7 protein-coding genes are annotated in these 14,624 nt (G+C 57.7%); 4 read left to right on the forward strand and 3 right to left on the reverse strand.

The window, feature by feature from the left end; translation table 11 throughout:
• Positions 1 to 65: 65 nt before the first annotated feature.
• Positions 66 to 2,018: an acetate--CoA ligase gene (gene acs / locus ACVWZ0_RS02500; protein WP_253456064.1), complete on the reverse strand. Its 1,953-nt coding sequence runs from the start codon at positions 2,016 to 2,018 to the stop codon at positions 66 to 68.
• 529 nt (positions 2,019 to 2,547) lie between these two features.
• Here acs and gltP point away from each other — a divergent pair.
• The 3 genes from gltP (at position 2,548) to ACVWZ0_RS02515 (ending at position 10,891) form a co-directional block, all read left to right on the forward strand.
• A complete protein-coding gene (gltP, locus tag ACVWZ0_RS02505) occupies positions 2,548 to 3,843 on the forward strand; it encodes a glutamate/aspartate:proton symporter GltP (protein WP_253456061.1) in 1,296 nt (431 codons plus the stop codon).
• A 522-nt stretch (positions 3,844 to 4,365) separates the two neighbouring features.
• On the forward strand, positions 4,366 to 9,087 hold the full coding sequence (locus tag ACVWZ0_RS02510) for an autotransporter outer membrane beta-barrel domain-containing protein (protein WP_253456058.1): 4,722 nt from the start codon (positions 4,366 to 4,368) through the stop codon (positions 9,085 to 9,087).
• Between the two features lie 259 nt (positions 9,088 to 9,346).
• Complete coding sequence (locus ACVWZ0_RS02515) at positions 9,347 to 10,891, forward strand: methyl-accepting chemotaxis protein (protein ID WP_253456056.1); 1,545 nt, start codon at positions 9,347 to 9,349, stop codon at positions 10,889 to 10,891.
• A gap of 290 nt (positions 10,892 to 11,181) precedes the next feature.
• Here the strand turns inward: ACVWZ0_RS02515 and ACVWZ0_RS02520 are convergent, their stop codons facing one another.
• Positions 11,182 to 11,379 carry a hypothetical protein gene (locus ACVWZ0_RS02520; protein ID WP_253456052.1) on the reverse strand — a complete coding sequence of 66 codons (198 nt, stop codon included), beginning with the start codon at positions 11,377 to 11,379 and terminating at the stop codon, positions 11,182 to 11,184.
• A gap of 282 nt (positions 11,380 to 11,661) precedes the next feature.
• Here ACVWZ0_RS02520 and ACVWZ0_RS02525 point away from each other — a divergent pair, with 282 nt between their 5' ends.
• Positions 11,662 to 13,308 (forward strand): dihydroxyacetone kinase subunit DhaK, encoded by a 1,647-nt coding sequence (locus ACVWZ0_RS02525; protein WP_253456050.1) that lies wholly within the window; start codon positions 11,662 to 11,664, stop codon positions 13,306 to 13,308.
• A 36-nt stretch (positions 13,309 to 13,344) separates the two neighbouring features.
• Here ACVWZ0_RS02525 and sbmA read toward each other — a convergent pair whose 3' ends face one another.
• Positions 13,345 to 14,547, reverse strand: coding sequence for a peptide antibiotic transporter SbmA (gene sbmA / locus ACVWZ0_RS02530; RefSeq protein ID WP_253456047.1), 1,203 nt, complete (start codon positions 14,545 to 14,547; stop codon positions 13,345 to 13,347).
• Positions 14,548 to 14,624: the final 77 nt, after the last annotated feature.

Consider the following 14,624-nt stretch of genomic DNA (forward strand, 5'->3'; position numbering starts at 1 on the left):
TAAATAAAGGGCAGCGTGATAATCATTACGCTGCCCGATAAAGCTATACTGCCTTTTGCTTATTTTCAGGGCATGGCAATACCCTGTTTCTCCTCCAGCAGTTTTTCCACCACGCCCGGATCGGCCAGCGTCGAGGTATCGCCTAAATTGGTGGTATCGCCAGCGGCAATTTTGCGCAAAATACGGCGCATAATTTTCCCGGAGCGGGTTTTCGGCAGGGAGTCCGTCCAGTGCAGCACGTCCGGCGTGGCGATAGGGCCGATCTCTTTACGCACCCAGCTGCGCACCTCGCTGTAAAGCTCGGGCGTCGGCTCTTCGCCGCTGTTCAGCGTGATATAGGCGTAGATGGCCTGGCCTTTAATGGCGTGAGGAATGCCGACCACGGCCGCCTCGGCGATTTTAGGATGGGACACCAGCGCGGATTCTATCTCCGCCGTGCCCAGCCGATGGCCGGAAACGTTCAGGACGTCATCCACGCGGCCGGTGATCCAGTAATAGCCGTCCTCGTCGCGCCGCGCGCCGTCGCCGCTGAAGTACATGTTTTTAAAGGTAGAGAAGTAGGTCTGTTCAAAGCGCTCGTGATCGCCGAACAGCGTGCGTGCCAGGCCTGGCCAGGCGTCAACGATCACCAGGTTGCCCTCGCAGGCACCTTCCAGCGCGTTGCCTTCGTTATCGACCAGCGCGGGCTGCACGCCGAAAAAGGGTTTGGTGGCCGAACCGGCCTTCAGCTCCGTCGCGCCAGGCAGCGGCGCGATCATAAAGCCGCCCGTTTCCGTCTGCCACCAGGTATCGACAATCGGGCAGCGGCTATTGCCAATTTTCTGGTAATACCACTCCCAGGCTTCCGGGTTGATCGGTTCGCCGACGGAACCCAGAATACGCAGCGTGGAGCGATCGGTGCCGCTAATGGCCTTGTCGCCCTCCGCCATCAGCGCGCGAATTGCCGTAGGCGCGGTATAGAGCAGCGTGACTCTATGTTTATCCACTACTTCCGCCATCCGGCTCGGCTTCGGCCAGTTCGGCACGCCTTCAAACATCAGCGTGGTCGCGCCCAGCGCCAGCGGGCCGTAAAGCAGATAGCTGTGGCCGGTGATCCAGCCGACGTCGGCGGTGCACCAGTAGATATCGTCGGCATGATAATCAAAAACGTATTTGAAGGTGGTCGCCGCGTAAACCAGATAGCCGCCGGTAGTATGCAGCACGCCCTTCGGCTTGCCGGTGGAGCCGGAGGTGTAAAGAATAAACAGCGGATCTTCCGCGCCCATCTCTTCCGGCTGGTGGTGCGCGCTGGCCTTGTTCACCAGCTCGTGCCACCACAGATCGCGGCTGTGCCAGTCGACATCCGCGCCGGTGCGGCGGAAAACCACTACGTTGCTTACCGTGGTGACGCTGGGATTAGCCAGCGCCTCGTCGACGTTTTTCTTCAGCGGGATGGCGCGCCCGGCGCGAATGCCCTCATCGGCGGTCACCACCAGCTTCGCGGCGGAGTCGACGATACGTCCGGCCACGGCTTCCGGCGAGAAACCGCCAAAAATCACCGAGTGCACCGCGCCGATACGCGCGCAGGCCAGCATGGCGACGGCGGCTTCCGGCACCATTGGCATATAGATCGCCACCACGTCGCCTTTACCTATGCCCAGCTCTTTCAGCGAGTTGGCGAAGCGGCAGACTTCGCGATGCAGCTCGCGAAAGGTCAGCGTCTTGCTTTCGCTGGCGTCGTCGCCTTCCCAGATAATCGCCGGATGGTCGCCCCGGCTGTGCAGGTGACGATCCAGACAGTTGGCCGCCAGATTGAGCGTGCCGTCTTCAAACCAGCGGATATTAATATTGCCCGGCGCAAATGAGGTGTTCTTCACGCGGGTGTACGGTTTTATCCAGTCGAGGATTTTACCCTGTTCGCCCCAGAACGCCTCGGGATCCTGTACGGACTGCTGGTACATCGACTGATACTGCTGGGCAGTGATCAGCGTATTTTCCGCGATATTCGCGGGAACGGGATGTCGGTGTTGTTGGCTCATGGCTACTCTCCTTGAAGATGTTAATAATATGTCAATCAAAGGTTGGATGGAGCGAGCCGCCGGGCTTTGTTTGCTTTTTGCGCCATGGATCACGCCATAACGTCAGGTGATGAAAATGGTCAAAAAGTTGCCGTAATACGGTGGAACTTTCTGCAACCGTCGCCCACTCATTCGCCGCATAACGCAAACGGGCTGTACAAAAGGCGCACAACTAAACCTGGCTGTTCGCCAGGCGTCTGGCGAGCAACTGCATAGCTATGCGCAAGTATGGAGATATATTGCTAATTATAACAAAGAGTTAGTCGTACACGTCGATTCCAGAGCTTTATCCTGTTCGGCGATGATAGTTTAGCCGTATATCACTTAGGGTTGCATTTATACCCGTGAAAATGGTACTGATTACGCGCCTGCAAATCAGGTATCAACCATCCATTATCCGCGCATTCGCCGACATCGGCCTGCTTCCCTTGAGAGTGATCGCTCCGCATTAAAGACGCGGAGAGCGGGTTTTGTTAAGGAAAAAACTATTATGAAAGCTGCAAAATTCAGCCTTGCCTGGCAAATATTGACGGCGTTGGTACTGGGGATCGTCGTTGGCGCGATACTGCATAATCAACCGGAGGATCGTGAATGGTTAATCGCTAACATTCTTAGTCCTGCCGGGGATATCTTTATCCATCTGATCAAGATGATTGTGGTTCCCATCGTGATTTCCACGCTGATCGTCGGTATCGCCGGCGTGGGCGATGCGAAAAAACTGGGGCGGATCGGCGTCAAAACCATCCTCTATTTTGAAGTGATAACCACCATTGCCATTGTGGTAGGGATTACCCTGGCGAATGTGTTTCAACCTGGCTACGGCATTGATATGTCGACGCTGGCAACGGTGGACATCTCTAAGTATGAAGCCACGACGGCGCAGGTTCAGGGCGGCCCGCACAGCCTGGTGACCACTATCCTGTCGCTGATCCCGCAGAATATTTTCGCGGCGATCGCGAAAGGCGAGATGCTGCCGATCATCTTCTTCTCGGTGCTGTTTGGTCTGGGGCTGTCATCGCTGCCTGCGGAACATCGCGAGCCGTTGGTGAAGGTGTTTCGTTCCACCTCGGAAACCATGTTTAAAGTCACCAATATGATTATGCGTTACGCGCCGATTGGCGTGTTTGCCCTGATCTCGGTGACTATCGCCAACTTTGGTTTCGCCTCGCTGTGGCCGCTGGCTAAGCTGGTGATCCTGGTGTACGTTGCCATTCTGTTCTTTGCCTTTGTGGTGCTGGGAACGGTCGCGCGCATCTGTAAGCTGCGCATTACCACGCTGATGCGCATCCTGAAGGATGAGCTGATCCTCTCTTACTCCACCTCCAGCTCCGAAACGGTGCTGCCGAAGATCATGGAGAAAATGGAGGCTTACGGCGCGCCCAAGTCCATCACCAGCTTTGTGGTGCCGACCGGCTATTCGTTTAACCTGGACGGCTCCACGCTCTATCAGAGCATCGCGGCGATCTTTATCGCGCAGCTGTACGGCATTGACCTCTCTATCGGTCAGGAGATCGTGCTGGTGCTGACGCTGATGGTGACCTCAAAGGGGATCGCGGGCGTGCCTGGCGTTTCCTTTGTGGTGCTGCTGGCTACGCTGGGCAGCGTAGGCATTCCGCTGGAAGGCCTGGCGTTTATCGCCGGCGTTGACCGTATCATGGACATGGCGCGTACCGCGCTAAACGTGGTCGGCAACGCGCTGGCGGTGCTGGTGATCGCCAAGTGGGAAAACCAGTTCGATGCCGAACAGGCAGTGGCCTACGAGGCGCGTCTGGCATCCGCTTCCTGATCGCTCCGGCGCGGAAGAACAGCAAAAATGAAAATGGCCTTCGGGCCATTTTTTTTGTTTTTTGCAAGGCACAAACGCAGCGGTTATGCGGTTGCGTAATCATAAATGAGATTATTTAAGTCGCCGCTGAATAACGTTTCATACTGATTTTTAATAGTAAATATTTATGGCGTTGACCGTTAAATTTTATCTTCTCATTTTTTCTCTTATCGCGAGCTGCATCTATTTGGCAAGACTATAATTATATTTTACGTTAAGCCTGAAAAGGCGGCGATTCCTTTGAGCAATCAGGCCTGTAGAGTTTAATAAAGGGCCGGTAATTAATATGATTATTTACGGCACTATTCTTATTTTTTTGGGGATGTCGTTTGCCGCCATAACTTTATATGGATCTTTCTTTTCAGTAGTGATGTGATTGTTATTAACAATTTTTAATTATTCGTCACGCCGCCTGCCGTCTGCAATCGCATTTTTACGGCGAGATGTTTTTTACTTTTTTCTTCAGCTCTGGAGGAAATATCCTTGTTTAAATTACATCCCCTTTTGTTAAGCCTTATTGCGGCACAGGGCGCGATAGCGCCTGCTTTTTACAGCCAGGCGGCGACGCTGAAACCCTTTTCACCCTATGTTAATGATAATAAAGTCGGCGCTTTTTGCGTCTGCAACGGCTCCACGCAAACGCTTAGCGGCAACCAGCAGTTTTCGCCGGGGCTGAGCGGCGAGCAAAGCTTTACGCTGAGAGAGCTACAGGGCCGTGTGAATAACCCTGACCTGTCGCTGGCAGAAAGGCCGGGCCTGGATCCCGGTACAGGCGGTTACACCATTTATGTCCCGGACTGGGAGAACGGCGGCTATCGTCCCTTTGACGTTTTTAATTCCGCCAGCATGGTCGAAATACCGCCGCTCGGGCTGGATACGCCGCTGCCAAACTATGTTGACGTCAAAGGCGGGCAATATATTAACGCCCGCGTGGCGCAGGTCAGTAAAGGCACCATTAACGTGGCAATCGGCCAGTCCGGTGCGGCAACGACGTCAGAAACCAACGGCTGGCGCATGGCGGCCAAACAGAGTCGGCTTTTTGCCGCCACCGGCAGCGGCAACATGAACTGGAATGGCGATAACCGTCTGACCTTTACCGCTGCGCTTCCACCTTCTGGCGGGCCTTACCTCACCCTTCCCGTAGACAGCGTGGCTGATTACAAAGGCGAGTTCAGCGTCGCCACCAGAAATAACGTCATCACGCGATTCAACGTGACCAACTTTGATGATTTTAAAAACTATAACAACTGGCTTATCGGGCAGCTGGAAACGGGCCAGCTCAATCCCGACAGCTACCGTGACGAGCTGGATAAAGCCGTAACTCTCACCAGCGGGCAAATCGTTTACGGCATAGTGGCGCAGGATGCGGATGACGAAGCGGCGCAGCCGATTGGCGAACTGGTGGTGCTCAGCGCAGACGGCGCGCAGGCCAGGGTTACGGTTAATAAAACGCTGGAGGTGGCGAACGCCAGCAGCGCGGTGCTGGCTGCAAACGGCGGCACGGCGATTATCAACGGTAAGGTCGCCAGTACCGGTAACGGCATCACCGATGGCAACGCGCTGGAGCTGCTTAGCGGCAGTACCGGCGTTAATAACGGCGTTATTAATGCCGGCTTCTTCAATAATGCCGATGGCAGCGGCGTGGACAGCAGCAGGGTCGGCCAAAGCCGCAATGCGGTACGGCTACAGGACGGCAGCCGTTTCACCAATAACGGCGTCATCAACATCGCAGGCAGCGGCACTGGCCTGGGGATTTTTAGCGGCAGCGCGATCAATAACGGCAACATTAATACAGGCGCGGCGGACGGCGCCAGCGGCGTGTTCGTTAACGGCCCGCAGGCGAGCTTCACCAATGCTGTGGACGGCACGCTCTGGCTGGGGCGATCGCCGCAAAATGCTCTGACGGATGAAGCCTTCGATACCCGGCTGTCCGGCGCCGTCGGCATTAATATGATTGGTGATGGCAGCGCCGTAAATGACGGGCATATCGTACTGGGTGCACAAACTCAGAACAGCACCGCCATGAAGGTGGTGAATGGCCCGAACGCCCGCCTGCAAAATAACGGCGTGATTGACGTTAACGGTCAGGCGGATTTTCGCCCGGAGGAGAATATCGCGCTGCTGGCGATCGACTCCGGCAGCGGCGGGCTGGTCGGCAACGCCGGGACGATCAATCTGAATGGCGATAACGGCACCGGGATCAAAGCGATCGCCAGCAGCGGCAGCTTTGCCAGCGTTTACTCGGACGGGATCGTCAACGTTAACGGCAGCACCGGGCCGTCAGGCGACACCCACAATACGGCGGTGTGGTTAAGAAGCGAGGCGGGCGGCAACGCTTATGCCTACCTCACTGGCCCAATCACTCTGGGGGGAGAAGGCGCCGTCGGCATCCGCGCTGACGGCGCAGGTACATCGGTTTACGATAGCGGCAGCGTTTCTGGCGGTGGCGCTAACGCAACCGCTTTTCAGATAACCAACGGCGCGAGGATAACGCTGGGAGACGCTTCGTTGGTTAAACTAACCGGCGACAACAGCACCGGCGTACGGATACAAAACGGCGGCTCTTTTTTGATGCAGGGCGGTCTGGTCGCTGCTACCGGTATCGCGTTTGATGTGAGCGAAGGCACCGCGCAATTTTTTCCCGAAAGCGCCCAGCTGGAGTCAGGTGGTACGGCAGCGGTACGCGTGGGCCATAACGGTAATTTTGCGCTGTATGGCGACGGCATCTTCCGTAACAGCATTACGGGCAACGGCAGCGCCGACGCCGTTCTGCTGGAAGAAGGCGCCGCCGGGCTGTCGATTGACGGCGCTACGCTGACGGTAAACGGCAGCGGCAGCGCCATCAATAACCTGGCGGAAACCCCCAACATTTCCCTGGCCAACACCTATATCTATGCCAGGGGCAGCGGCAGCGGCATTCGTTCCGCCACCACTTTCGATTCACTGCTTGCCGTTGGTATCGAACCTTCCGACGGCGCAACGGGCTACACCTTTGCTAATGCCGATGGCTCGACCACGCAGGCCGACATGCTGGTGCCACGCGGCACGGTGATCCTTGTCGGCAGCGGCGGGACGGGGATCCGCGCCAATACCACGGGGAAAGTCATCTCAGAGGGAAACATCTATATCACCACTGAAAGCGGCGGTTCGGCAATTGTCAGCCAGACCGCCAGCGAAGTGGTAAACCGGGGCGACATCTTCTCGTGGGGTACGGTGGCGCCCGTTATCGATCTGCGCGGCGGCAGCACGGTATTTGTTAACGAAGGCACGATTGGCGCGCAATATGCCGATACGGTTATCGTGGCGGGCGGCGCGACGGACGATCGGATCGCCCTGATCGGTGGAGCGGTGCAGGGCGATGTGAACACGGGGAACGGCACCGATACGCTGACGCTGACCGGCGGCACCCTCAACGGCAGCCTGACGATGGGCAGCGGCATCGATAACCAGGCCTTTGTGCAGAACGTCAGCCTGGCTAACGTTAGTCATATCACCACGGCGGGCGGCGAAGGCAGCACGCTCAGCCTGAGCGAGATAGCGGCCCGTGGCGGCTCCTTCGCCAGCGACGACGCAGGCCGGGGCGTCAACCTGGGCGCGGGCTGGAGCACCATCAATTTCTACCATACCGACTGGACGTTGACCGACAATCTGCAGCTGGCGCACAGCACCCTGAATATCGATCGCGAGTCCACGCTCTATGCCGGAAACCTTGTAGATCCCGTACTGAGAGGCGGCACCAGCGATTCGCTGGTGGTGAATAACGCCGGTACGCTGGATCTGACCAACGGCTCCGGATCGCCGGGCAACATGCTGACCATCAACGGCACGCTGAACTCGCTGAACGGCACGCTGAAGCTCGCCAGCGCGCTTAACGGCGGCGGCGCGCCCGCCAACCAGCGCAGCGACATCCTGCGCGTAAACGGCGATGTTAACGGCACCACGTTGATTAACATCACGCCAGCGGCAGGCAGCACCGGCGCGCTGAACGATGCTAATCAAAATGGCGTTATTGAGGCGAACGAAGGCATCTCGCTGGCACAGGTGGCAGGCAGTGCCAGCGCCAACAGCTTTGCGCTCCAGGGCGGCTATCTGGCAGCCGGGCCGTGGCGCTACGATCTCTACAGCTTTGCGCCGGGCAGCAGCGATGCCGCCCAGCGGCAGGTCGACGGCAGCGGCAGCCAGTTTCGCGACTATCGTCTGGCTAACGGCCTCGTCAGGAATAACGGCGTTTCCCGTGCGGCGGTAGTGCCGCAGGTGCCTGCTTATCTCTCCGCTCCGACCGGGCTGGCGTACTATTCCGCAGCCACGCTTAACGATCTGCATAACCGGCTGGGCGAGCTGCGTCAGGGCCAGGGCGAGGCCGGCGGGGAAATGTTCCTGCGCTATACCGGCGCCAACATGCGCTACAGCACCAGCCAGAGCTTCCAGAATTTCGGCTACGACCTGGATATGGATTACAGCGCGCTGCAGGTAGGCGGCAACGTCGTGCAGCTGGATGGGGACAACGGCAGCCTGCGCGGCGGCGTCGCCTGGACACGCGGTAACAGCCGCATCCGTCCGGACGCGGCCGACGGCTACAGCAGCACCACGTTCGACAGCGATACGCTGGCGCTTTATGCCACCTGGCTACAGGAAAGCGGCTTCTACCTGGACGGCACGCTCTCCTACAGCTGGCATCGTGGCGAAACGGATATTGCACGCAGGCAGAACGTGGCAAAGATCAAAGGCAAAGGCTGGAGCGCCTCGCTGGAGAGCGGCTATCCGTTTGCGCTGGGCGGCGGGCTGCGGCTGGAGCCTTCAGCCCAGCTGACTTACCTGCATCTGGGGCTGGATAACTTCAGCGACAGGGATAACCTGACGGTCAGCTACGACGATTCGCACCAGACCATTGGGCGCGTCGGCGCGAAGCTGGATCGACGCTGGAGCGATAACAGCGGCCGCCAGTACACGCCTTATCTGCGCACCAACTATTACAAAGGCTGGGACAGTCAGGCTAAAACCACAATAGGCGCTAAAGGCGTGGACGGCCTTGAGCAGAGCTTCCGCAGCGGTAAGTTCGGTCAGATGTGGGAAGCCGGCGTCGGCGCCACCACCGTCTTTAAAAATAACGTGTCGCTCTATGCGGAAGCGGACTATCGGAAAGAAATCGACGGCAACGGCGGCAAAGGCTGGGGCTATAACGCGGGCGTAAGGTGGCGTTTTTGATCTTTCAGCGGGCGTGATCCGTTCACCATACTAAAACATCTCTGCATAATAATGACTTGTCGTCGACAGGGTTTTGCGGGCGGCTGGAACCGGTTCTTTTCTCGCCAGATGGCTGTCCGTAAGGCTTTGCGGTTTTTTAACCTTTGCATGGAATTTAGCTTTAGCAACTAAAGTTCAGGCGGAACGGGCCGAAAATATAACGAATGATAATTTATCCACTCAAAGCCCAATCCTGGTCACCGCTTCAAGGATTTACGCCATGCGCAGCAATCAACCCGTAACACAGCAGGAATTTGCGTTTGATGAGAACGCCACGCTGATGTCAACCACCGACGCCAGCAGCCATATCACCTACGCGAACGACGTATTCATCAAAGTCAGCGGCTTTACGCCGGAAGAGATCAACGGGCAGCCTCACAATATAGTGCGCCATCCTGATATGCCGCCGGAAGCGTTTGCCGATATGTGGGCGACGCTGCAACAGGGCGAACCCTGGTCCGCGCTGGTGAAAAACCGTCGTAAAAACGGCGATCACTACTGGGTACGCGCCAATGCCGTGCCGATCGTGCGCAACGGTAAGATACAGGGCCATATGTCCGTACGCACCCGTCCCGCCGCGCAGGAGATCGCGCAGGCTGAAAAATTGTATAAAGAATTTCGCGAAGGCAAGCGTAAGGGCTGGCGCTTCCATAAAGGGCTGCTGGTGCGTACCGGGGCGCTGCGCTGGGCCTCGCTGCTGAAAACCATGCCGCTGCGCTGGCGCATTCGCTCTGCGCTGCTGGCGCTGTGGCCGCTCTCCGTGGCGGGCGTCTGGGCGCTGGGGCTACCGGGCCAGTCGCTGGCGATATTCAGCGCCATCATGGCCGTGCTGCTGCTGCTGGCCACGAGCTGGCTTGAGCAGCAGGTTTCCCGTCCCGTCGAGCGGCTGTGCAAACAGGCGCTGAGCGTGGCGACCGGCGCCTGCCAGCAGGTCGACCAGATGGATCGCGTGGATGAAATCGGCACCACGCTGCGGGCGGTCGGGCAGCTGGGGCTGATGTTCCGCTGGCTGTTGGAAGACGTCAGCGGCCAGGCGGTCAACGTGATGAGCGCCAGCGATGCTATCGCGCACGGCAACAACGAGCTGAGCCGTCGTACGGAGCAGGCGGCGGCCAACGTCCAGCAAACGGCTGCCACCATGAATGAACTGACCGCCACGGTAAAAAGCAATACCGACACGGCGCAGCAGGTTAATACGCTTTCCGCCAGCACTCGCGATGCCGCGACCAAAGGCGGCGTGGTGATGAAGGATATGGTCGGCATGATGGCGGAAATTGCCGACAGTTCGAAGAAGATAGCCAACATCACCAGCGTCATTGATGGGATCGCGTTCCAGACCAATATCCTGGCGCTAAACGCTGCGGTGGAAGCCGCACGCGCGGGCGAGCAGGGCAAAGGCTTCGCCGTGGTGGCCGGAGAAGTGCGCAGCCTGGCGCAGCGCAGTGCCAAAGCCGCCAGCGAAATAAAAAGCCTGGTGGAGAACAGCGCGCTGAAGGTGGAGTCCGGCAGCGTCCACGTTAACGACGCGGGCAAAACCATGGAGGATATCGTTTCTCAGGTGCAGAACGTGACCTCGCTGATTGCGCAGATCAGTTCCGCCACCGCCGAGCAGGCTACGGCGCTGAGCGAAGTCAGCCTGGCGGTAGAAGACCTGGACAATATCACCCATCAGAACGCCGAGCGGGTGGAAGAAGGCGCGCAGGCGGCTGGCCGAATGACGCATCAGGCCACCCGTCTGGTGGAAGCGATCAGCGTGTTCCGCTAACGGTGATGCAGGCTTCGGTCGCGCCGCGTTTTGGCGAGCAGCGGACGGAGCCTGCCTTTTGAACGGTATACTTTTAAACGGTACAACACAATTCCCGCCCGCTTTCCTTATGCTCCTGCCCAGGTGCCTGGCCGAAAACGCGGTGGCAACGCCTGTTTTACGCTCTCTCCACGGATATAACGCTTTAAGGCGGGCTGCCCCTCCGGGCTTTTTACAGCCAAAACAGCGATAAAAAAGAGCAGGCCTTGCGACCTGCTCCGCATAACGCCCTGGTGGTGGCGTGGTGAAGCTTATCCTGCTACAGAGGGGGGATCGTCTGCGTTAAGGGGGGAAAGCGTTAGTCGGATAAAAGAAGCTTTCCCCAACGCCGCAGAACGATAACCAAAACTGTATAATAATTGACTGATATACTGCAATCTCAAAACCAGCGCAGAGAAACAATTAGGAATAATGCCGGGGTTTGCAATAATAAATTCTTTAGTAATCATGGTACTTTTTTCGGTTATTCGGAGTTTTCCTGTGGCGGGTACGCAGAGGCCCGACCAGAAGGGCAACGACTCTCCCACGGCAAAAAGTGATAAAAAATATAAAATATTCTGTTGTTTTTCCGTTAGCTTTTACCAACGTTTGTTGCTGAAAAAAGGGAAATCACGTCCATTTTAAGTTACTGCTTTTCTCCTTGCCCTGCCTGTTTCCTGCGCGGCCGCCGCAGGAATTCAACTACAGTTAGTGACTCAGTCCGCTCTTTTCAGCCAGGAGAAAACAGATTTATGAGTCAGTTTTTCATGCATCAAAAAAGCGATTTGGTCAGTGAAGCCATTGAAGGCGCGCTGATCGGCAACCCGTGGCACAGCCTTAGCCTGCTTGACGCCGGCCCCGATATTCGGGTGGTGGTGCGTAACGACTGGGATAAAAAGGACGTAGCGCTGATTTCCGGCGGCGGCTCCGGGCATGAACCGGCCCACGTGGGCTTTGTCGGAAAAGGAATGCTGACCGCGGCCGTCTGTGGCGATATCTTCGCCTCGCCGAGCGTGGAAGCCGTGCTCAGCGCTATCATCAACGTCACGGGTGAAAAAGGCTGCCTGCTGATCGTTAAAAACTACACGGGCGATCGGCTGAACTTCGGCCTGGCGGCGGAAAAAGCCAAAAAGCTGGGCTTTAAGGTCGAGCTGGTGATGGTGACCGATGATATCGCGCTGCCGGATAATCCGCAGCCGCGCGGGATTGCCGGTACGGCGCTGATCCATAAAGTCGCCGGTTACGCCGCCGCCAGCGGAAAATCGCTGGAGGAGGTGATGGCAGCGGCCAACGAAGCCATTGCCGCCACCGCCAGCCTTGGTCTGGCCTTCAGCAGCTGCCATGTGCCCGGCGAAAAGCGGGACGAGCGGGTTAAAGAAGGCCAAAGCGAGTTAGGCATGGGCATTCATGGCGAACCGGGCGCCTCTACGCTGAAAACGCAGGACAGCCGCGAGATCGTTGCACTGATGGCGGCGAAGCTGGCGGAGCACAATCCGGACAATAAAAAAACGGCGCTGTTAATCAATAACCTGGGCGGATTCTCTTCGCTGGAAATGGCGGTGCTGACGCGTGAGGTGCTGCGTTCGCCGCTGGGAAAACAGGTCGATCTGCTGATTGGCCCGGCGACGCTGGTTAGCGCGCTGGATATGAAAGGCTTTTCGCTGTCGACGCTGCTGCTGACCGACGCGCTGGCGGAAGCGTTGCAGGCGCCGGTTGAGGCCAGCGGCTGGCAGCCCGCGAGCAAGCCTGCGCCGCTTAATACGCGCCAGGGCGAAAAAGTTGCGCGGCAGCAGCATTTTGCGCCTTCGGAAAATGCATCAACGGCCGCCATAGTTGCTACCGTTTGCCGCACGCTGGCAGAGCTGGAGACCGAGCTTAACCAGCTGGATGCCAAAGTGGGCGATGGCGACACCGGCTCGACCTTTGCCGCCGGGGCGAAAAAAATCCTCGCCGAGCTGGAAGCGAACAGGCTGCCGCTGAACGAGCCAGAAAACCTGCTAACGCTGATTGGCGAAGAGCTGGCGGTGGTGATGGGCGGATCCAGCGGCGTGCTGATGTCGATTATGTTTACCGCCGCCGGACAGAAGCTGGAAGAAGGCGAGGCGCTGCCGCAGGCGCTGAGCTACGGGCTGGAACGGATGCAGCACTACGGCGGCGCGCGGCCGGGCGATCGCACCATGATTGACGCGCTGGATCCGGCCTTTGCCGCGCTGACGGCGGGTAAAAGTAGAGAAGAGGCGGCGCAGGCGGCAAAAGCGGGCGCGGAAAAAACGGCGCAGATGAGCAAAGCGCAGGCGGGTCGCTCCTCTTACCTTAACCAGGAAAGCCTGCACGGCGTGAAGGATCCGGGCGCTTACGCGGTAGAGCAGGTCTTCGCCAGGCTGGCCGCGCAACAATAAGCGGCCCTTCCGGGGCGCGGTTCCTTCCGCGCCCTGTTAAAGCTCTCCCTCCGCTTCCCTGTCCAGTACCTGTTCAAACAGCCGCAGACGTTTATAAATAGACAACAGCTCAACCAGCGTGCTCCACGAATAAACCAGATACTGAAAGGCGCCGCGCACCTGTTCAAATACGTTATTGATCTGCTGGAGCAGCCCGAAGGTAATGGCGGCGGTGACAATAGAAGGAAACAGCACCACCAGGCCGAAAACGGCGTCCAGCTGCAAATAGAGCGAGCGGGCGATATTAAAATAGAGATAGTGAAAGTAGAGCCGGAAATAGTTTTTACGGATCAGCCCGAACAAATTTTGCACCGTGGGCGGACTGGCGCGTGCGGGATCGTCTTCGCCATAGACCAGTTCTTTACGGTAGCCCGCCTCCACCCGCTGATTACGAAACGACAGGCCCGGTAGCCTGATGCCGACGGCGGCCAGCAGCCCGGTGCCCAGCAGCGACCAGAGCACCACGGCAATCACCAGCGCGTAGGGCAGGTCACCCAGCAGCGGCACGTTTTTCACATGCACCGATAGCCCAATCAACACCGGCAAAAAAGCGATAAGCGTCATAACAGCGTTAATCAGGCTGACGCCCATATCCTCCAGCGTCGAGGCGAAGCGCATGGTGTCTTCCTGCACGCGCTGCGCCGCGCCTTCAATGCCGCGCAGCCGCGACCAGTGCGCCATATAATAGTTGTTCATCGCCGTGCGCCAGCGGAAAACATAGTGGCTGATAAAGAACATATTCAGCACATCCACCAGCACGGCGATCAGCGCAATGCTGAGAAAGCCGATCAGCTGCTGATAAAGCGTGGCGATCGGTACCGAATTGGGATGGGTCAGCGCACGCTGGATCAGATCGTAAAACGGCTCATACCAGGCGTTGATAGCAACGTTCATCTGCACCGAAAACCAGGTCACAAAAATAATCAGCGCCGAACCGTTTACCGACCAATTTTGCCAGGGATGCGGACTGAACACGCGCCAGAACCCGGCGAACAGGGCGAAAGCCGCAAAATAATAAAGATAAAAAGCGAGGGCGGAAGGCGCGATAAAGCGCAAGGCGTTATTTGGCAGCGGGCCGGCATGGGCGAATGAGGTAAGAAACTGCCTGCCGCCGGCAAACCAGACGAGAATGGCGATCGCGCACCAGACGGCGGCGCTGCTGAAGAACAGCGCGGGGCGGGGGAAAAAGGATTTAAACATAGCGACTCCAGAACGGTAAGGCCACCATCTAACGCGATTACTCGTTAATGGTCTTACCGGTTTTGTATCCGCTGATG

This window comes from Erwinia sp. TECH1, assembly GCF_054057575.1.

Excerpts from the sequence above, each read along its gene's own strand:
- gltP (WP_253456061.1), top strand. The coding sequence starts at position 2,548 with ATGAAAGCTGCAAAATTCAGCCTTGCCTGGCAAATATTGACGGCGTTG.
- ACVWZ0_RS02525 (WP_253456050.1), top strand. The coding sequence starts at position 11,662 with ATGAGTCAGTTTTTCATGCATCAAAAAAGCGATTTGGTCAGTGAAGCC.
- ACVWZ0_RS02515 (WP_253456056.1), top strand. The coding sequence starts at position 9,347 with ATGCGCAGCAATCAACCCGTAACACAGCAGGAATTTGCGTTTGATGAG.
- sbmA (WP_253456047.1), bottom strand. The coding sequence starts at position 14,547 with ATGTTTAAATCCTTTTTCCCCCGCCCCGCGCTGTTCTTCAGCAGCGCC.
- acs (WP_253456064.1), bottom strand. The coding sequence starts at position 2,018 with ATGAGCCAACAACACCGACATCCCGTTCCCGCGAATATCGCGGAAAAT.
- ACVWZ0_RS02520 (WP_253456052.1), bottom strand. The coding sequence starts at position 11,379 with ATGATTACTAAAGAATTTATTATTGCAAACCCCGGCATTATTCCTAAT.